This window comes from Streptomyces tanashiensis (genome assembly GCF_014648895.1).
GTDB lineage: Bacteria > Actinomycetota > Actinomycetes > Streptomycetales > Streptomycetaceae > Streptomyces > Streptomyces tanashiensis.
In genome coordinates, this window is the sequence record NZ_BMRZ01000003.1 from 993,746 (window position 1) to 1,012,796 (window position 19,051).

The 19,051-nt window shown below is 73.8% G+C and carries 19 protein-coding genes; 10 read left to right on the forward strand and 9 right to left on the reverse strand.

The features are described from left to right. The first annotated feature begins 25 nt into the window (after positions 1-25). Positions 26-1,009 carry a 2,3,4,5-tetrahydropyridine-2,6-dicarboxylate N-succinyltransferase gene (gene dapD / locus IE237_RS15120; RefSeq protein ID WP_189802420.1) on the forward strand — a complete coding sequence of 328 codons (984 nt, stop codon included), beginning with the start codon at positions 26-28 and terminating at the stop codon, positions 1,007-1,009. A gap of 81 nt (positions 1,010-1,090) precedes the next feature. Next, on the forward strand, positions 1,091-1,300 hold the full coding sequence (locus tag IE237_RS15125) for a hypothetical protein (protein ID WP_189802421.1): 210 nt from the start codon (positions 1,091-1,093) through the stop codon (positions 1,298-1,300). Here the strand turns inward: IE237_RS15125 and dapA are convergent. After that, on the reverse strand, positions 1,273-2,163 hold the full coding sequence (dapA, locus tag IE237_RS15130; RefSeq protein WP_189802422.1) for a 4-hydroxy-tetrahydrodipicolinate synthase: 891 nt from the start codon (positions 2,161-2,163) through the stop codon (positions 1,273-1,275). The genes IE237_RS15125 and dapA overlap by 28 nt on opposite strands. A 132-nt stretch (positions 2,164-2,295) precedes the next feature. On the opposite strand from dapA, the gene IE237_RS15135 reads away from it, so the two are divergent. Further along, positions 2,296-3,051 carry an SDR family NAD(P)-dependent oxidoreductase gene (locus tag IE237_RS15135; protein WP_189802423.1) on the forward strand — a complete coding sequence of 252 codons (756 nt, stop codon included), beginning with the start codon at positions 2,296-2,298 and terminating at the stop codon, positions 3,049-3,051. 78 nt (positions 3,052-3,129) lie between these two features. Here the strand turns inward: IE237_RS15135 and IE237_RS15140 are convergent, their stop codons facing one another. Both IE237_RS15140 and IE237_RS15145 read right to left on the reverse strand, forming a co-directional pair. Next, a complete protein-coding gene (locus IE237_RS15140; protein ID WP_189802424.1) occupies positions 3,130-3,573 on the reverse strand; it encodes a GNAT family N-acetyltransferase in 444 nt (147 codons plus the stop codon). 104 nt (positions 3,574-3,677) lie between these two features. Continuing rightward, entirely contained in the window at positions 3,678-5,516 is a 1,839-nt protein-coding gene (locus IE237_RS15145; RefSeq protein WP_189802425.1) for a DUF8508 domain-containing protein, read from the reverse strand. A gap of 211 nt (positions 5,517-5,727) precedes the next feature. Between IE237_RS15145 and IE237_RS15150 the strand changes: the two genes are divergently transcribed. The 4 genes from IE237_RS15150 to IE237_RS15165 all read left to right on the forward strand — a co-directional run bounded on the left by IE237_RS15150 (position 5,728) and on the right by IE237_RS15165 (position 10,690). Then, positions 5,728-7,191, forward strand: coding sequence for a hypothetical protein (locus IE237_RS15150; protein ID WP_189802426.1), 1,464 nt, complete (start codon positions 5,728-5,730; stop codon positions 7,189-7,191). A 224-nt stretch (positions 7,192-7,415) separates the two neighbouring features. Continuing rightward, complete coding sequence (locus IE237_RS15155; protein ID WP_189802427.1) at positions 7,416-8,858, forward strand: alkaline phosphatase PhoX; 1,443 nt, start codon at positions 7,416-7,418, stop codon at positions 8,856-8,858. A gap of 63 nt (positions 8,859-8,921) precedes the next feature. Then, positions 8,922-9,626 carry a GntR family transcriptional regulator gene (locus IE237_RS15160; RefSeq protein WP_189802428.1) on the forward strand — a complete coding sequence of 235 codons (705 nt, stop codon included), beginning with the start codon at positions 8,922-8,924 and terminating at the stop codon, positions 9,624-9,626. A gap of 47 nt (positions 9,627-9,673) precedes the next feature. Continuing rightward, the gene (locus tag IE237_RS15165) at positions 9,674-10,690 is read left to right on the forward strand and encodes a 1-aminocyclopropane-1-carboxylate deaminase (RefSeq protein WP_189802429.1); all 1,017 of its coding nucleotides are present in this window, start codon (positions 9,674-9,676) and stop codon (positions 10,688-10,690) included. Between the two features lie 17 nt (positions 10,691-10,707). On the opposite strand, the gene IE237_RS15170 is transcribed toward IE237_RS15165, so the two are convergent. Together IE237_RS15170 and IE237_RS15175 are read right to left on the reverse strand one after the other, a co-directional pair. Further along, positions 10,708-11,958: a TerD family protein gene (locus IE237_RS15170; RefSeq protein WP_189802430.1), complete on the reverse strand. Its 1,251-nt coding sequence runs from the start codon at positions 11,956-11,958 to the stop codon at positions 10,708-10,710. A gap of 36 nt (positions 11,959-11,994) precedes the next feature. Next, a complete protein-coding gene (locus IE237_RS15175) occupies positions 11,995-12,234 on the reverse strand; it encodes a hypothetical protein (RefSeq protein ID WP_189802431.1) in 240 nt (79 codons plus the stop codon). 55 nt (positions 12,235-12,289) lie between these two features. On the opposite strand from IE237_RS15175, the gene IE237_RS15180 reads away from it, so the two are divergent. Next, on the forward strand, positions 12,290-13,294 hold the full coding sequence (locus IE237_RS15180; RefSeq protein ID WP_229842684.1) for an AraC family transcriptional regulator: 1,005 nt from the start codon (positions 12,290-12,292) through the stop codon (positions 13,292-13,294). A 262-nt stretch (positions 13,295-13,556) separates the two neighbouring features. On the opposite strand, the gene IE237_RS15185 is transcribed toward IE237_RS15180, so the two are convergent. Both IE237_RS15185 and IE237_RS15190 read right to left on the reverse strand, forming a co-directional pair. Further along, on the reverse strand, positions 13,557-14,312 hold the full coding sequence (locus IE237_RS15185) for an SDR family oxidoreductase (protein ID WP_189802432.1): 756 nt from the start codon (positions 14,310-14,312) through the stop codon (positions 13,557-13,559). Positions 14,313-14,367: 55 nt separating this feature from the next. After that, the gene (locus IE237_RS15190; protein ID WP_189802433.1) at positions 14,368-15,177 is read right to left on the reverse strand and encodes an NAD-dependent epimerase/dehydratase family protein; all 810 of its coding nucleotides are present in this window, start codon (positions 15,175-15,177) and stop codon (positions 14,368-14,370) included. 215 nt (positions 15,178-15,392) lie between these two features. Between IE237_RS15190 and IE237_RS15195 the strand changes: the two genes are divergently transcribed. Beyond that, a complete protein-coding gene (locus tag IE237_RS15195) occupies positions 15,393-16,325 on the forward strand; it encodes a 5-dehydro-4-deoxyglucarate dehydratase (RefSeq protein WP_189802434.1) in 933 nt (310 codons plus the stop codon). 17 nt (positions 16,326-16,342) lie between these two features. Then, a complete protein-coding gene (locus tag IE237_RS15200; protein WP_189802592.1) occupies positions 16,343-17,476 on the forward strand; it encodes a hypothetical protein in 1,134 nt (377 codons plus the stop codon). On the opposite strand, the gene IE237_RS15205 is transcribed toward IE237_RS15200, so the two are convergent. Beyond that, the gene (locus IE237_RS15205; protein WP_189802435.1) at positions 17,473-18,216 is read right to left on the reverse strand and encodes a hypothetical protein; all 744 of its coding nucleotides are present in this window, start codon (positions 18,214-18,216) and stop codon (positions 17,473-17,475) included. The genes IE237_RS15200 and IE237_RS15205 overlap by 4 nt on opposite strands. 9 nt (positions 18,217-18,225) lie before the next feature. Continuing rightward, entirely contained in the window at positions 18,226-18,921 is a 696-nt protein-coding gene (locus tag IE237_RS15210; RefSeq protein ID WP_189802436.1) for a GntR family transcriptional regulator, read from the reverse strand. Between the last annotated feature and the right edge of the window lie 130 nt (positions 18,922-19,051).

Below are 19,051 nucleotides of genomic sequence, written 5' to 3' on the forward strand. Positions count from 1 at the left end.
GGACCCGCCGGTTAGGTTTTCCGTCATGACCACTGCTCCTCGCACCACCGGCGCCGTCGCCGCCGGCCTCGCCACCATCGCCGGCGACGGCACCGTTCTCGACACCTGGTTCCCCGCCCCCGAGCTGACCGAAGCCGCCGGCCCCGCCGGCACCGAGCGCCTCGGCGCCGACGAGGCCGTCAACGCCCTCGGCGAAGGCGCCGCCAAGGCCCTCGGCGTGGACGCCCGCCGCGGCGTCGAGGTGGTCGCCGTCCGTACCGTCATCGCCTCGCTCGACGAGAAGCCGCTCGACGCCCACGACGCCTACCTGCGCCTCCACCTGCTGAGCCACCGGCTGGTCAAGCCGCACGGCCAGAGCCTGGACGGCGTCTTCGGCCTGCTCGCCAACGTCGCCTGGACCTCGCTCGGTCCGGTCGCCGTCGACGACATCGAGAAGGTCCGGCTCAACGCCCGCGCCGAGGGCCTGCACCTCCAGGTGACCTCGATCGACAAGTTCCCGCGCATGACCGACTACGTCGTGCCCGCCGGGGTCCGCGTCGCCGACGCCGACCGCGTCCGCCTCGGCGCCCACCTCGCCGCCGGCACCACCGTCATGCACGAGGGCTTCGTCAACTTCAACGCCGGCACCCTCGGCACCTCGATGGTCGAGGGCCGCATCTCCGCCGGTGTCGTCGTCGGCAACGGCTCCGACATCGGCGGCGGCGCCTCCACCATGGGCACGCTCTCCGGCGGCGGCAACGTCGTCATCTCGATCGGCGAGCGCTGCCTGATCGGCGCCGAGGCGGGCGTCGGCATCGCCCTGGGCGACGAGTGCGTCGTCGAGGCCGGTCTGTACGTCACGGCCGGCACCCGGGTCACGATGCCCGACGGCCAGGTCGTCAAGGCCCGCGAGCTCTCCGGAGCCTCGAACATCCTCTTCCGCCGCAACTCGGTCACCGGTGCCGTCGAGGCCCGCCCGAACAACGCGGTCTGGGGCGGCCTGAACGACATCCTGCACAGCCACAACTGATGCCGGGCCGGTGACTCCGCGTCCGGGGCTCCGTTAAGCAGGACGCAGAGTCACTGCACGCGGACGAGGCGAGGAGCCGGCATGAGGACGAGGTCCACGGTCACCGGAGTGCTCACGGCGGCGGCGGTCCTGCTGCCGGCCGGCACGGCCGCGGCGGACGAGACGCACAGCCACTCGCACAACGGGCCGAACGTCTCGCTGATCTCCACCGGGCAGATCGACGACCCGCTGGAGGACGTCCTGGAGCACGCCGCGATCCTCGGTCACACCACGACCAGCGACTCCGCCTGAACCAGCGCCTCGTGCGCCGCCCGCAGCCCGTCGGCCGCCTCCCGGCCGGCGGGCTGCAGGGGTTCCCGCAGCGGGCCGCCGAGCAGCGCCTTCACGGTCACCGTGCCCGGCAGGCCCGCGGCCATCATCAGCTCGGCCAGCGGCAGCGTGCGGGCGTTGAGCCGGGCCGCGCCCGCGGTGTCGCCCGCGTCGAAGGCGTCGAGGACCGCGCGCAGCTGACGCGGCGCCACGTTCGCCACCGTACTGACGTATCCCGCGCCGCCCACCGCGTACAGCGGGAGGTTCAGCTCCTCGCAGCCCGAGTAGTACGCGAGTCCCGTCTCCGCGATCAGCCGGGCCGAGCCCAGCAGGTCGTACGAGCAGTCCTTGACCGCCACGATCCGCGGGTGCCGGGCGAGCCGGCGCATCGTCGCGGGCTCGACCCGGGTGCCGGTGCGGCCGGGGATGTCGTAGACCATCACCGGAAGACCGGTCGCGTCCGCGACCCTCAGGAAGTGCGCCTCGACGGCCGCCTGCGGGGGACGGCTGTAGTACGGGGTGACGACGAGCAGCCCGTCCGCCCCCGCCTCCTCGGCCTGCCGGGCGAGCTCGGCCGTGTGCCGGGTGTCGGCGGTGCCCACCCCCGCGAGGACCGAGGGGCCGGGGCCGACGGCCTCGCGGACGGCGCGGACGAGCGCGGCCTTCTCGGCGTCGGTGGTGGTCGGGGACTCGCCCGTCGTGCCGTTGAGGACCAGACCGTCGCAGCCCTCCGCGACGAGCCGGGCGGCGAGGTCCCCCGCCGCGTCCGGGTCCAGCGCGCCGGTGGGGGTGAACGGGGTGACCATCGCGCAGAGGGCGCGCCCGAAGGGGCGTTCAGTGTTCATTCGAGAAGTCTGTGCGGAAGCGACCGTGAAGGTCCACTTAGATCTGCTTGGTTCGAGGATTCAGTTTCTGTGAACGATGGCGTCTGGCATGATCGGCCGGGCGCGACAGGGGGACATGGAGAGCAGCACAGCATGAGCGCACACAGCACGGCCGCCGGACAGCGCGTCGCACTCGTCACCGGCTCGTCCTCGGGCATCGGAGCAGCCGTCGCCCGACGGCTCGCCGAGGCCGGTTTCCGGGTCGTCGTCAACTCCGCGCGGTCGGCCGAAGCGGGTGAGGCCCTCGCCGCCGCACTGCCGGACGCCGTCTACGTCCGGGCCGACGTCTCCGACGAGGCCCAGGCCGCGGGGCTCGTCGAGGCCGCGGTGGAGGCGTACGGCCGCCTCGACCTCCTCGTCAACTGCGCGGGCACCACCCGGTTCATCCCGCACGACGACCTCGAAGCCGCCTCGCCCGAGGTCTGGCGCCACCTCTACGACGTCAACGTCATCGGCGTCTGGCAGACGATCACCGCCGCCGTCCCGCACCTGCGGAAGACCCGCGGCGCCGTCGTGACCGTCTCCTCCCAGGCCGGCGTCCGGCCGGGCGGCAGCTCCATCCCGTACGCCGTCTCCAAGGCCGCCGTCAACCACATGACGAAGCTCCTGGCCAAGACCCTCGGCCCCGACATCCGCGTCAACGCGGTCGCGCCCGGCCTCATCGACACCCCCTGGTTCGACGGGGTGGACGGCGCCGACGCCGCCAAGGAGCACGTGGCCGGGGCCGTCCCGCTGCGCCGCGTCGGCCGCCCGGAGGACATCGCAGGCGCCGTCTTCGACCTCGCCCACGCCTCGTACATCACCGGCGAGGTGCTCCTCGTCGACGGCGGCGGGCATCTCCTCGGCTAGGGCCTGTCCGGCGATCAGGGCCGGGGCCGCGGCGCGCCGGACAGGCCCTGGAGGGCCGGCGGGGCGCGCCGGACAGGCCTAGAGGGCCAGCTTGAAGCCGTCGTGGCTGCGCGCGAAGCCCAGCGAGGCGTAGAAGCGGTGGGCGTCCGTCCGCCGCTTGTCGCTGGTCAGCTGGACGAGCGCGCAGCCCCGCTCCTTCGCCCGCGCCACGGCCCGCTCCATCAGCTCGCGGCCGAGCCCGCCGCCGCGTCGGTCGGCCCTGATCCGGACCGCCTCGATCAGGGCCCGCTCGGCGCCGCCCTTGCCGAGGCCCGGGATGTACGTGGCCTGGAGGCAGCCCAGGACGAGATCACCGTCCACCAGGACCAGCATCTCGTTGCGCGGATCGCCCTGGATGTCCGCGAAGGCCCGCTCGTACGCCTCGGTCACGCGGACCGAACCGGGGTCCACGACCCTGTCCTCGTCGGCGAGCAGGGCGAGGACGGCGGGCAGTTCGGCGCGGCAGGCGGGGCGAAGGATCATGGCGCGAAGTCTCCCAGCCGGCGCCGTCCGTGGCTCGTGGGGGCCGGGTGCGGCGGTACACGCCCGCGCTCGGTCCGAGCGCGGGCGTGTGACGGGGCGGGGCGTCAGGGGCGGAAGCGCAGGACCTGCGGGTCGTGGTCGCTGTCCTGGTCGGCGAACTCCGCGTTGATGTGGACGCTGTCGTACTCGAAGTGGTGGACGCCCGGGCTGGTCAGGATCTGGTCGAGGACCTGGCTGTTGCCCTGGTACACGTACGAGTAGCGCTCGCTGCGCGGCAGCGACTTCACGGCCGGGTACAGCACGTCGCCGTCGGTCAGCGCCTCCGTCGTCCCGGAGAACTCGAAGTCGTTGATGTCTCCGACGACCAGGACGTCGGCCTGCTTCTCCAGGGCGACGATGTCCTTCACGAAGGCGTTGACGGCCTGCGCCTGGAGCAGACGCTTCGCCTCGGAGGAACGGTTCGGCGGCTGGTGGTGCGAGACGATGGACTCGTCGCCGCCCTTCGAGCCGAAGTGGTTGGCGATCACGAAGACCGTGCGGCCGCGGAAGACGAACTCGCCCGCGAGCGGCTTGCGGCTGGCCTCCCAGGCGGCGTTCGACGGGTCGATGCGGCCGGGGGAGAGGGTCAGCGCGGCGCGGCCCTTCGAGCCCGTCACGGCGGTGGCGGTGGTCGCGTCGCCGCCCGCGCGGTCCGTGAAGGAGACCCGCTCGGGGTTGAAGAGGAAGACCTGACGGATGTTGCCGCCGGGCTCGCCGCCGTCCTTGCCGTTCTCCGGGTCGACCGAGCGCCACTCGTACGCCGGGCCGCCGGCCGCGACTATCGCGTCCGTGAACTTCTTGACGGTCTGGTCGGCGGCGACCGTGCCGTCGTTCTTCGCGCCGTTGTTGTCCTGGATCTCCTCCAGGGCCAGGATGTCGGGCGAGGCGAGGTTGTCGACGACCGCCTTGGCGAGGGCGTCGAACTTCTCCTGCGGGTCGGTCGGGTCGAGGTTCTCGACGTTGTACGTCGCCACGGCCAGCTCGTTCTTGTGCTGCTTGTCCGTGGTCTCGCGCTCCAGGCCCTTGTCCTCGACCTTGCCGAGCGTGCGGGCCGTCAGCGTGTAGCCGCCGAACTGGTTGAAGTCGAGCGGGCCCTCGGTCGTGCCCGTCAGCCAGTCGCCGACGTTCGCCTTCGGGAAGGGCTGCTGGGCGATCGGGGTCAGCGACTGGATCTGGAGGCGGCCGGTGTTCTGGGACTCGTACGAGCCGTAGACCGTGCCGCCGCGCCAGTTGCGGTTCTCCCAGGGCTTCACCGTCACCCAGAGCTCGGAGTACGGGTCGGTGGCGCCGACCACCCGCGAGGTGCCGACGCGGACGTTGGTGCCCTCCAGGGACTCGTAGTAGTCCAGGGCGTACGTCTCCGGGTCCAGCGTCAGGCCGTTGATCGAGCCGCCGGCGGCCGGGTCGCCCTCCGGGGTGTACTCGTCGGGGACGGACCAAGGGGCGATCGTCACCGGGGCCGGGACCGGGTTGTCCTTCGACACCACGGTGACCACGGGCTTGGAGATCTGGGTCAGGGACTGGTTGCCCGAGTTCAGGCCGCCGGGGACGTACTCGGTGACCGTGCCGTTCAGGCTGACAGCGTCGCCGACGGCGACGGTCGGGACGGAGCTGGTGAAGACGAAGATGCCTTCGCTGGTGGCCGGGTTCGCGTCCGCCTCCGGGTCCTGGATCCAGAATCCGCGCGAGCCGTAGGTGCGGACGCCGGTGACGATGCCCGTGACGCCGGTGACCTGCTTGCCGACGAGGGGGGAGACGCGCGTCGTGCCCTGGATGTCGTGGACGCGGACGCCGGCGGCGGCGTCCTCCGCCGCGGCGCTCGACGAGCCGGCGAGCAGACCGGCGGCGAGGGCGGAGGCGACGAGCGCGGAGACCGCGGCGAATCTCGGTATGGACGAAGACATCAGAGGCTCCGAGGGTGCTTGGAGGATCGGCAGATGAATCTACGCGCGTCAATCTCTTGTGAGAGCACTGCACTTGTCAAGAGTCGACGGGTGTACGAAGGCTGACGGGCACGTGAACCGGCGGACGGGGTCCCGGATGCGTCTACCCTGAAGGACCGCTCGTTGAGCCCGTATCGCCTTCACCCACGCACGCGTCGAGGAGACCCCCCAGATGTCAGCGGAGCACCCCACCCTTCCCCCCGTTCGGCTGCGTGCGGACGCGGAGCTGGCGCGGGACGCCCTGGCCGCCCCCCTCCTCGCCCAGGCGGTCCGGCTCGCCCGCTGGGCCGGGCCCGAGACCCGGGTCGACGCGGGCGGCGAGCTCGTCGACGAGCAACTCCCCGAGGCCGCCGAGGTCCTGGGCCTCACCGACGACGAGGACGGCGAGACCTGGGCCGGCGACGCCTGGCGGCTCGCCGTCGACACGGGCCTCGTCGCCGTCGAGGACGGCGAGGAGCGCGAGGACGCCGACCTCCCCGGCCGGGCCGGACCCGGCGAGAACCTCGCGCTGGTCACGGGCGGTTCGCCCCAGGACGTCCTCGGTCTCTGGCTGGACGGGTTCGACGCCGTCTTCGCCGACGCCGTCGCCCCCGTCCTGGACGACCTCGACGCGATCGTTGGCGAGGACGGCGAGATCGACTTCGAGGCGCTCGACTGGGACCCCGAGGTGGAGGCCGACTTCCTGGAGGGCGTCCTCGGCAACCTCTACCTGCTGACCGTCAGCGAGGGCGGAGCCGGCGAGGGCCCCGTGCCGCTGCCCGCGCTCGCCGCGTCGATGGTCGTCCCCGACGACATGGGCGAGCCCACCGACGACGTCCTGGAACAGGTCTCGGACGCGATGATGCGGCTCGACGAGCAGTTCCGGCTGCTCGAACCGATCGGACTCGTCGACTACCAGCCCGTCGACGAGGCCCTGATGGCCGAGGAGGGCGAGGAGCCCGCCCCGCCCGTCGACGACGAGGACGTCACCCGCTACGGCATGGTCCGGCTCACCCCGCTCGGGCTCTACGGCGTCCGGGCCCGGATGCTGGAGGCCGGCGTGGACGCGCCCGCCGTCGGCGACCTGACGGACAAGGGCGCCGACGCGCTCCTCGACGGGATCGCCGGCTACCCGGAGGCCGCCGCCCGCGAGGAGACCGCCGCCTGGCTGGCCGGCCGCGACGCGCTCGACGCCGCCCGCGAGCTGCTGCACGCCGCCCGGGGCGCCGACGCGGGCTCCCCGCTCCGCCGCCTCCACTGCCAGCAGACCCTCTCCCTCGTGGGCGCCGAGGCGGAGCCCGCCGTACGGGAGGTCCTCGACGACGCGGAACTCGGCGGCCTCGCCCGGGTCTGGCTCGCCGAGCGCGGCGCGTCGGACGTGCCCGCGCCCCCGGAGGCGATGATCTTCTGGCTGGCGATCGACACGATCGCGGCCCAGCTCGACTCGGACGGGGACCTGGAGGAACTCCAGGAGCTGATCGAGGGCCTGACCGGCCGCCACGGCGGCTTCTTCGAGGCGGCCTGGCGGGTCGAGCACCCGGCGACGGCGGAGGTCCTGGAGGCCATGGGCCGCCTGCACCGGGACAAGACCGCGGCGAAGGAGGCCCGCAAGGCCGCCTTCAAGGCCCGTTCCCGCGCGGGGGCGTCGGGTTCCTGACGCCGGCCGGTGGCGGAGCGGGGTCACGGTTCCTGACCCCGGCCTCCACCGGAGCGTGGCGCGGGGTTCCTGACGCGGCCCGAAGCGGCGCGGTGTCCCGCGCGGGCCGCGGGGGCGCGCCGCCCGGGATGCCGGGCGGTGTTCCCGTGGTGTTCAGGCGGTGTTCGCGGGGGCGCGGGAGGGTGGCCCGCGAGATCCGGCCACCACAGGGAGACCCCACCACCATGCCGCTCAATCGCAGAGAGTTCACCAAGCAGTCCGCCGTCGCCGGTGCGGGCCTCGCCCTCACCGGTGTCGTCGGGGCTCTCGCCACCGCGCCCGAGGCGCTCGCCTCCGACGAGCCGGAGGCGTACGGAGCCGGCCACGAGCACGGCCACGGCCACGGTCATGGCCACGCCCTCGGGTACGGCCCGCTGGTCGCCGACCCCGACGGGATGCTGGCCCTGCCCGAGGGGTTCTCGTACCGCGTCGTCACCCACAGCGGCGTGACCCGGCTGGAGTCCGGTGAGTTCACCCCCTCCAACCACGACGGCACCGCCGCCTTCGCCGGCCCGCGCGGCACCACGTACCTCGTCAACAACCACGAGCTCAAGGGCCCCCGCGCCTCCTGGGCCCACCCCGTCCCGCTCACCGAGGGGCTCGTCTACGACCCGGCCGCGGCCGGCGGCTGCACGGTCGTCGAGGTGCACCGCGACGGCACCGTCGCCGAGTGGGTCGGCATCGCCGGCACCTCCACCAACTGCGCGGGCGGCCGCACCGCCTGGGGCACCTGGCTGACCGGCGAGGAGACCGAGGACCTGGCCGGCAAGAACGGCATGACCAAGGACCACGGCTACATCTTCGAGGTCGACCCGCGCGACCGCCGCGCCAACCTCGCCCCGAAGCCGGTCAAGGCCTTCGGCCGCTACGCCCACGAGGCCGTCGTCATCGACCCCAAGCGCGGCCACGCCTACCTCACCGAGGACGCCTCCGGCCCGAACGGGCTGCTCTTCCGCTGGGTGCCGCCGCACGGCTTCGAGCACGGCCGCGGGAAGCTCCGTACCCTCGCCGACGACGCCGGTGTGCTCCAGGCCTTCAAGTGCATCGACTCCTCGGGCCGCTTCGTGGACGACCTGTCCCGCGCCACCCGGATCGGCACCGTCTACGGCGTCGACTGGGTCGACGTCCCCGACCGCGACGCCCGCACCACCCCCGTCCGCAAGCAGTTCGCGGCCGGCCAGGTCACCCGCGCCCGCAAGCTGGAGGGCATGTGGTGGGCCGACGGCGGCGCCTACGTCGTCTCCTCCTACGCGCGCGAGGAGAGCCCCGGTACCGCGCACGACGGCCAGGTCTGGTTCTACGACCCGAAGCGCCGCACCCTCACCCTCAAGGTGCTCCTCGGTGTGAACGCGGCCCCGGACGAGGACGGCGCCTTCGACGGCCCCGACAACATCACCGTCTCGCCGTACGGCGGGCTCGTCATCGCCGAGGACGGCGAGGGCGTCCAGCACCTCTTCGGCGCGACCGACTCGGGCCGCACCTACCCGATCGCCCGCAACGACCTCAACGGCAGCGAGTTCACCGGCGTCGTCTTCTCGCCCGACGGCGACACGCTGTTCGCCAACATCCAGGACCCGGGCATCATGGTGGCGATCACCGGTCCCTGGCGCCGTCAGCCCCGCCGCTGAGACAGTTGAGGCCGAAACTGATCTCTGGTCAGTTCCATGGACTGACATCTAACATGTCAGTCCATGGACGCACTGCGGCCCGTGGGCCGGACCCTGCTGCGTGACCGGGCGTACGAGGCGCTGCGCGAGGCCATCGTGCGCGGCGACCTCGCTCCCGGCGCCTCGCTGAAGGACGCGGATCTCGCCGAACGGCTCGGGCTCTCGCGCGCACCCGTGCGCGAGGCCCTGGCCCGGCTCGGCGACGAGGGGCTCGTCGAGTCCAAGCCGCAGAGCTACACCCGGGTCACCCGGCCGGTCAGCCGGGTCGTCCGGGACGCCGCCTCGGTGGTGCGGGTGATGCACGAACTCGCCGCCCGGACCGGCGTGCCGCTGCTCGGCCCCGAGGGCATCCGGGCCATGCGCGAGGCCAACGAGCGCTTCGCGGCGGCCGTCCGCGCCTCCGACGTGGAAGCCGCCCTGGACGCCGACGACGAGCTCCACCAGGTCCTCGTCGTCGCCAGCGGCAACCACGCCGCCGCCGCCACCATCGCCCGCTACACCCCTCTGATCCGCCGCGTCGAGCGGCGTCTCTTCGGCGACGCCGGGAGCTGCGGATCGGCCGAACTGCACGCCCGGCTCATCGAGGCGTGCGCGGCGGGGGACGCGGAGGAGGCGGTGCGGGTCACCACGGAGATCTGGGCCGCCCTCGAACAACTGGCGGACGACGCGATCGAGGTGGCCGAGGTCACCGGCATCCCGGCACCCGTCGATCCTCCCGAACGGCCGTAGCGCGTCCAGGACCGTCGACCAGCCGCCGTCACCCACCGGGAGCCGCTTTGCCGATCACCGACTTCGACCGCTACCCGCTCCTCTTCGGGCCCTCCCCGGTCCACCCGCTCGAACGGCTCACCCACCACCTCGGCGGCGCCACCCTCTGGGCCAAGCGCGAGGACTGCAACTCCGGTGTCGCCTACGGCGGGAACAAGACCCGCAAGCTGGAGTACCTGGTCGCCGACGCCCTCGCCCAGGGCTGCGACACCCTCGTCTCCATCGGCGGGGTCCAGTCCAACCACACCCGCCAGGTCGCCGCCGTCGCTGCCCGCGCCGGACTCGCGTGCGTCCTCGTCCAGGAGAGCTGGGTCGACTGGCCCGACCCGGTCTACGACAAGGTCGGCAACATCCTGATCAGCCGCCTCGCGGGCGCCGACGTGCGCCTGGTGAAGGCCGGGTTCGGCATCGGCTTCAAGGAGAGCTGGGAGCAGGCCCTGCGGGAGGTCGAAGAGGGCGGCGGGAAGCCGTACGCGATCCCGGCGGGCGCCTCCGACCACCGGCTCGGCGGCCTCGGCTTCGCGAACTGGGCGTACGAGGTGGCCGAGCAGGAGCGCGCGCTCGGCGTCCTCTTCGACACGGTCGTCGTCTGCTCGGTGACCGGCTCCACGCAGGCCGGCATGGTCGCGGGCTTCGCCGCGCTCGCCGAGGAGGGCGGTCCGGCCCGGCGGATCATCGGGATCGACGCCTCCGCGAAGCCCGTCCCGACGCACGAGCAGATCACCCGGATCGCCCGGGACACCGCCGCCCTCATCGGCGTCGAGCGCGAGGTGACGGCCGCCGACGTGGAGCTCGACGAGCGCTACCACGCCGGGGTGTACGGCGTCCCGGACGAGGCCACCCTCGACGCGATGCGGCTCGCCGCCCGCACCGAGGGCATGGTCACCGACCCCGTGTACGAGGGGAAGTCGATGGCGGGTCTGGTCGATCTGGTGGACCGGGGAGAGATCGGCCGGGACTCGACCGTGCTCTACGCCCACCTCGGCGGCCAGCCCGCCCTCAACGCCTACAGCGCGCTGTTCTGACCGGGGGACCCGGCCGCTCAGAGTGCCTGGGCGGCCGGCTTCACCATGCCCCGGACGGTCCGCGACTTCACGAACTCGCCCATCGCGGTCATCTCCCACTCGCCGGAGAACTGCTTGATCAGCTTGGCCATCATCACGCCGGTCTGCGGCTCGGCGGTGGTCAGGTCGAAGCGGACCAGCTCCTCGCCGGTCGCCGCGTCGATCAGCCGGCAGTAGGCCTTGGCGACCTCGGTGAACTTCTGGCCGGAGAACGAGTTCACAGTGAAGACCAGACCGGTCGCGTCGGCGGGCAGCCGGCCGAGGTCGACGACGATCACCTCGTCGTCGCCCGCGCCCTCACCGGTGAGGTTGTCGCCGGAGTGCTTCACCGAGCCGTTGAGGATGGACAGCTTGCCGAAGTAGCAGCTGTCCAGGTGGTTGCGCTGCGGGCCGTACGCGATGACGGAGGCGTCCAGGTCGATGTCCTTGCCCCGGTACGCGGGCTCCCAGCCGAGGCCCATCTTGACCTGGGAGAGCAGCGGGCGGCCGCCCTTGACCAGGGACACCGTCTGGTTCTTCTGGAGGCTGACCCGGCCCTTGTCGAGGTTGATCTTGCCGGTGGATACGGGGGCGGCAGCGGCGGCCGGGGCCGCGATCCGCGGGTCCACCGGGGCGGCGGGCGGCGCGGGCGGCGCCGGCGGTGCGACCGGAGCCGGGGCCGGGGCGACGGGCGCGGGGGCCACCGGGGCCGGGGCGACGGGCGCGGGTGCCTGCGCGGCGGCGGGCTCGTCGTCCACCGAGACGCCGAAGTCGGTCGCGATGCCGGCGAGCCCGTTCGCGTACCCCTGGCCCACCGCGCGGGCCTTCCACGCGCCGTTGCGCAGATAGATCTCGACGACCACCAGCGCCGTCTCCGTGGCCAGCTGCGGCGGCGTGAAGGTGGCGATCACGGCGCCGTCGTCCGCGTTCCGGATGGTGGCCGTGGGCTCGATGCCCTGGAAGGTCTGGCCCGCGGCGTCCGGGCTCGCGGTGACGACGATCCTCTCGATGCCGGCCGGGACGGCGCCGGTGTCCACCAGGATCGCGTCGGGCGCGGTCCCGCCGCCGGAGCGGTAGGTGACACCGGGCCCGGCCGGCTGGTTGTAGAAGATGAAGTCGTCGTCCGAGCGCACCTTGCCGTTGGCGCCGAGCAGCAGGCCCGAGACGTCGAGCCGCACGGGGGCGGCCACGTCCACCGCCACGCGCGCGGCGGTGAGAGGGATGTTCGAGCCGGGGGTCATTGCGGTCATGCCAGGGCTAACGATCCGGGCCCCTTTGCCGTTCCCTTACCCGCGCCGGGTTCGGCCGGTCTGGTTACGCGGGTGGCTCCTGGCCTGCCGTTCGTTGCCGAAGCGGTACGAGCCCGTCCAGCGGGCCATGACCAGCTGGGGGTCGCCCGCCTCCACCTCCGCGAGGAACTTCTCGGCGCGCCCGCCGCGCAGCACGCCCGCGGCGCGTCCCTGGTGGGTGAGGACGACGGAGCCGTCGTGGCGGCGCTCGTAGGTGAATCCATGGGGTCGTGGCATGCCGCGCATCCTGCCGTTCCCGGTCAGATCCGTCATATGAATATTCTTTCGGTCCATGGGAGCTGTGGGGGTCGCGGGTGGCGCGGGGGCTGTGGGCGGGAACTCGTTCCGGACGGGTGACGTGGACGAGGCGCGCGAGGAGCTCGACGCGCGCTACTACGCGAACCGCATGGCCGTCGTCGACCGGGAGCGGCGCCCCTTCGCGGCCCGCTTCGACACCGTGGCGCTCGGGCCGCTGGTCATCGGGGACCTCAGCTGCGGCACCGATGTCCGGATGAGCTTCGGCGAGCTCGGCGCGTACCACCTGAACGCTCCGCTGAGCGGGACGATGGAGATGCGTCAGGGCGGCGGCTCCCGGATCGTCGCGACGCCCGGCGAGGCGCTGCTGCTCGACCCGGCCGGGGACACCTTCCTCGACCGCTGGAGCGGGGACTGCCGGACCCTGTCCGTGAAGGTCGGGGCGGCCGAACTGCGGGACCGCCTCGAACAGCTCATGGGCCGGGCGCCACGCGGCCCGCTCACCTTCGCCCCGCACCTGGACATCACGCGGGGCCCCGGCCTGAGCTGGGTGCGCTTCGCCCGCCAGGTCGCCGCCGAGGCGCTCGCCGGGGAGGGGCTCGCCACGCACGAGCTGGTCGCCAGGCCCCTGCAGGAGGCGCTGCTCAACGGGCTGCTCCTGGCCGCCGAGCACCCCTGGCGGGAGGCGCTCGCCCATCCGGGGGAGGCGCGGCGCCCGGCCCCGGTCAAGCGGGCGATGGACGCGGTGCGGGAGCGCCCCGAGCACCCGTTCACGACCACCGAGCTCGCCGCCCTGGCCCGGGTGAGCGTGCGCCGCCTCCAGGAGTCCTTCCGGGAGTACGTGGGGATGTCGCCGATGGCGTACGTGCGGGAGGTCCGGCTCGACCGGGTCCGCGAGGAGCTGCGGGCCGCCGCGCCGGACGAGGTGAGCGTGAGCGAGGTGGCCTGGCGCTGGGGCTTCGCCCACCAGGGGCGGTTCGCGGCCCGCTACCGGGAGAGGTTCGGCGAGTCGCCGTCCTGGACGCTCCGGTCGGGCCGCTGAGGCGGCAGGGGGCGCGCCGGTGGCCGGGCGTGCGCTTCCGTGCTCCGACTCATCGCGCAATCCGGACAGGTGCCGCGTTCCGCGGCTCGCGATGATCTTCGACCGGGCCTACGGTGAGCTGGTCGGGCGCGCCGAGGCGCGCCGTGACCCGGGCCCCGGCCGGCTCCCCCGTATCAGTCCGGCCGGGTCCTGCGTACCTCCCGCCGCCGACACCGAGAGCGTCACTCCGGGGTCTCTCGGCGGCGGTCCGGCCGCGCCGCTCTCACGCCAGTCCTCCGTTGCTCATCAGCAGCTGCCCGTTGACCCACTGGCCCTCGGGGGAGCAGAGGAAGTCCACCAGGTGCGCGGTGTCCCGAGGGGTGCCGAGGCGGCCGAGCGGGGTCTGCCGGACCATCTCCTCCCGGAGCTCCGCCGTCATCCAGCCGGTGTCCACCGGGCCCGGGTTGACGGCGTTCGCGGTGACCCCGAGATGCGCGAGCTCCCGCGCCGCGGCCAGGGTGATGCGGTCGAGCGCGCCCTTGCTCGCCCCGTACGGGAGGTTCCCCACGGTGTGGTCGCTGGTCAGGGCGACGATGCGGCCGGTGCCGGGAGCGCCGGTGAAGCGGCGGCCGAACTCCCGGATCAGCAGCCAGGACGCGCGCGTGTTGACGGCGAAGTGCCGGTCGAAGCTGTCGAGCGTGGTGTCGAGCAGGCCCGAGTCGACGGACTCGCAGTGACACAGGACGAGAGCCGTGACCGGGCGGCCGTACCGCTCCTCGACCGCGTCGAAGACGCGCCCGGGAGCCTCCGGATCGGCGAGGTCCGCCTCGACGGCCAGGGCGGTCGCGCCCCGCTCGGCGAGGTCGCCCCGGATCGCGGCGGCCGCTCCCTGCTCGACACCCCACTCCATGCGCAGGTCGTAGGGGGTCCAGCAGGTGAACGCGATGTCCCAGCCCGACTCCGCGAGGCGCCGGGTGATGCCCGCGCCGATGCCGACGGTGCGGCCGACGCCGGTGACGAGGGCGAGTGGACGGGTCACGGGGTGTCTCCTTCGTCGCTGCGGTCCGCCGGCCCGGTGCCGGCGGGGGGCCCGTTCAGTGGGGCCAGCGGGGCGGGTCCACGCAGAAGTGGCCGCCCAGGTAGAGGTCGTCGGGGCTGCCCTCCGCCGGGAGGCCCTTCTCGGCGATGAGCTTCTCCGCGTAGACCTCCGAGTCGTCCTCCGGCGCGTAGCCGAGCGCCCGGGCCGTGGAGAGGTCCCACCACGCGCGCGTGTTCGCGGAGGAGCCGTACACGACCGTGTGGGCCACGTCCTCGGCGGTGAGGGAGGCGTGCAGGAGGCGGGCGCAGTCGGCGGGGCTGAGCCAGATCGAGAGCATCCGTACCGAGGTGGGCTCCGGGAAGCAGGAGCCGATGCGGAGGGAGACCGTCTCGACCCCGTGCAGGTCCCAGTAGAGCTGGGCCAGGTCCTCGCCGAAGCACTTGGAGAGGCCGTAGAAGGTGTCGGGCCGGTGCGGGGTGTCGACCGGGATCGGCGGCTCGCCCTCGCGCGGGCGCCGGGTGAAGCCGACGGCGTGGTTGCTGGAGGCGAGGACGACGCGCCGGACGCCCTCCTCGCGGGCGGCCTCGTAGAGGTACTGGGTGCCGGCGATGTTGGCGGCCATGATCTTCTCGAAGTCGGCCTCCAGGGAGATGCCCGCCAGGTGCACGACCGCGTCCACGCCCCGGACCGCCTCGCGCAGTGCGGCGCGGTCCGCGAGGTCGGCGACGATCGCGTCCGGAGCCCCGGGGACGGGGGCGACGTCCAGCAGGCGGAGCTCGTAGCCGTACGGGGGCAGCAGCTCCCGCATCAGCGTGCCGACGCCCCCGGCGGCGCCGGTGAGCAGGAGGGTGCGGGGTGCGGACATGGAGCGGGTCTCCTCCGTCGAACGGCATCCACATGAGTGGGATTCACAACCGTGGACACGCTAGGGACGCGTCCGACGGAGCGTCAAGATCCTTGACGGAGGCGGCCCATCGCCTTGACCGGCCGATCGGGGCTGCTCTAGCGTGCGTGAGGTCAGCGTTCATGCATATGGATGACAGTCATAACTGTGCACGACGGACTTCCCTGGGAGCACCCGTGACCACCGCCCCGCTCGCCGGCCGGCTCGACGGCCTGCTGTTCTTCCCCGTCACCGCCTTCGCGCCCGACGGCTCCGTCGACCTCGGCGCCTTCCGCGCCCACGTCCGCGCCGGCGTCGACGCCGGCGCCGCGGCCGTGTTCGCCTGCTGCGGCACCGGCGAGTTCCACGCCCTCACCCCCGAGGAGTTCCGGGACTGCGTCGCCGCCGCCGTCGAGGAGACCGCCGGCCGCGTCCCCGTCGTCGCCGGCACCGGCTACGGCACCGCGCTCGCGATCCGGTACGCGCGCCTCGCCGAGGAGGCCGGCGCCGACGGACTCCTCGCCATGCCCCCCTACCTCGTCGTCGCCGACCAGGCCGGACTGCTCCGCCACTACACCGAACTCGCCGCCGCCACCTCGCTCGACGTCATCGTCTACCAGCGGGACAACGCGGTCCTCACCCCCGACACCGCCGTCGCCCTCGCCCGCACCGACGGCGTCATCGGCCTCAAGGACGGCCTGGGCGACCTCGGCCTCATGCAGCGGATCGTCAGCGCCGTCCGTGCCGAGGGGCTCGACCTCCTCTACTTCAACGGCCTGCCGACCGCCGAACTCACCGGCGCCGCCTACCGGGGCATCGGCGTCACCCTCTACTCCTCCGCCGTCTTCTGCTTCGCCCCCGACCTCGCCCTCGCCTACCACCGCGCCCTCACCACCGGTGACGACGCCACCGTGAACCTGCTCGTCGACGGCTTCTACCGGCCGCTCGTCGAACTCCGCGCCCAGGGCCGCGGATACGCCGTCTCGCTCGTCAAGGCGGCGGTCCGCAGGGGCGGTACGGACGTGGGCGAGGTGCGGCCGCCGCTGAGCGAGCCCGCCCCCGAGCACGTCGACGCCCTCATGCTGCTCGTCGAGCGCGGCCGCGCCCTCCTCAAGGAGAGCGGAGCGTGAGCCGGAGCGAGAACGGCCTGAGAGCCGGAGCCTTCCTCTACCCCTGGGACGTCGACGGCGACCCCGCCGCCCCCGGGCTCCTCGCCGGCCTCGGCCTCGCACAGATCACCCTCGCCGCCGCCTACCACTCCACCCGGGCGCTCACCCCCCGCCACCCGGCCCACCGGATCGTCACCGCCGAGCACGCCGCCGTGCTCCACCCGACGGACCCCGGCCGCTGGGCCGGCCGCGCGCTCCGCCCCTACCCGGCGGGGGACTGGGCCCGCGGCGACGCCTACGGACGGGCCGCCGAGGCCCTCGCCGCCGCCGGCCTGGAGGTGCACAGCTGGGTCGTCCTCGCGCACAACTCCCGCCTCGGCGCCGAACATCCCGAGACCTCCGTCGTCAACGCCCATGGCGACCGCTATCCGTGGGCCCCCTGTGTCGCCCGCCCCGACGTCCGCGCCCTCCTCGTCGACCTCGCCGCCGAGGCCGCCGTCCGGCCCGGCGCGGCCGGCACGGAACTGGAGTCCTGCGGCTGGTACGGCCTCGCGCACCTGCACGCCCACGACAAGACCGCGGGCATCGCCCTCGGGGAGCGCGAGCAGCTCCTGATGTCGCTCTGCTTCTGTCCCTCCTGCCGTGCGGGGTACGGGACCGAGGGCGCCGACCCCGACGAGCTGGCCGCCGCCGTGCGCACCGCCCTGGAGCCCGTGTGGACCGGCACGGGACCGGCCGGCGGGCTCGGCGCCCTGGAGGCCCCCGCCCTCGCCTGGCGCACGCGGACCGCCCGCGGCTTCCAGGAGGCCGCCGTCGCCGCCGTGCGCGCCGCCGCCCCGCCCGGCTTCCGCGTCCTGCTGCACGCCGACCCCGACCCGTACCACTGCGGCGCCGACGCCGGCACGGACCCGGCGCACGTCCTGGGCCTCGCGGACGGCGTCGTCGCCCGCCCGCCGAAACTCGCCGCCTTCGCGGAGCACGCCCGCCCGGGGACCGTCCTCGCCGCCAACCTCCCGATCGTCGCCGGCATGGGCGGCGACCCCGGGCGGCTGGCCCGGGACGCCCGGCACGCGCGCGAGGCGGGCGCGACCGAACTGCGCCTCTACCACGCGGGACTGGCCTCGGACGCCGACCTGGACGCCGTCCGGACGGCGCTGTCGAAGCCGGTCTAGAGGGCGTCCCGGGGAGCCGCCGTCGCGACGCCGGCTCCCCCGTAGGCTCCCCGCCGCTCCTCGCGGCGGCGCCGCCACGCGAGCGCGAAGCCGATCCCCGCGACGAGCGCGGGGACGGCCGCCTGCGCCGTCAGGGCGGCCGCCCAGTCGGGATTGAGCCGGGACGTCAGACCGCTCGTGAACTGGCAGGTGGCCTGCGGCGGAAGGAAGGAGTACTCCAGCGTCCTGGGCGCGTGCGAGCCCCAGTCGCCTCCTCTGGAGCAGGCCGACGACGGACCGGCGAGCAGCTTCCAGCCCGCCAGGGCGTACAGCGTCAGGAAGGCGGAACCGGTCACGAAGAAGGCCGTCCCCGTCCGGCTCAGCTTCTCGGCCCGGGACATCGGCCTCACCCAGGGGCCGCCCGGGCGCGGTTCGAACCACTCCGCGACCAGCGCCGCGAACAGGCAGACGACCAGGACCGCCAGGGCGAGCCGGAGCAGCGGGCCGAGGACGCCCCAGTCGTCGAGCGACGAGACCTCGCCCCGCTCGAACACGCAGACCGTGGCCGGGGGAAAGGCCTGGTACCGCGTCCGCAGCAGCCCTCCCGGCCCCTGGACCAGGCCCTGCGCGCACCGCTCGTCGTACTCGAGCATGCTCAGCAGCGCCGCCCCCGAGCCGATCACCACCACGCCGAAGGCGATCCCCGCCGCGGCCCACAGGCCGCCCGTCCGATATCCGCCGTGCGGAGGCCTGGGTGACATCCAGGCACCCTAGGGGGTGTCCGGCAGCGCCGCCAGCAGTCGGAGGGTCGAGGCGCGGGTGTCGGCGACATGGGCGCGGGCCAGGGCCTCCGCGCCGTCCTCGTCACGGTCGCGGACCGCCTCGAAGAGCCGCTCGTGCGCCCCGCACATCGGCTCGCCGTCCGACTGGGCCGAGGTGAGCCGGAAGAGACGGCGCAGCCGGGAGTCGAGCGGGGCCATCAGGTCCACCAGGAGCGGGTTCCCGGAGAGTTCGACGATCCGGCGGTGGAAGTCGGCGTTGAGCGAGACGGCCTCCCGGAGCCGCCCGGTCTCCGCCGCCTTCCTCGCCCGCGCCAGGAGCCGCTCCAGGTCCCGCAGCCGCTCGGGGCTCGCGTGCCGGGCGGCGAGGCGCGCGGCCAGGCCCTCCAGGTTCTCCCGTACGTCGAAGAGGTACGCGGCGTCCTCCGGTCCGAACTCCGCCACCACCGATCCCCGGCGCGGCTGCACCGAGAGGAAGCCCTCCGACTCCAGGCGCTGCATCGCCTCGCGCACGGGCACCCGGGAGACCCGCAGCTCGTCGGCGATCTCCCGCTCCACGAGGCGCAGCCCCGAGGGGTAGTCGCCCTCGATGATCCGCTCGCGCAGCTCCACGTACACCCGCTCCCGCAGGGACGGATGGGTGTCCCCGATGGCGGTGCTGCGGCCGGTGGGGCGGGGGGTGGTCATCGGGAGGGCTCCAGTCGGGAGGGGAGGAGGGGGTGCTTCCCCGATCTTCGCAGACCGGCCCGGGAGTCCTCGCGGACCGGTTCCCGATCCGCCCGGACCGGTTCCCGGGGCTCCCGAAGTGAGGGTCCTC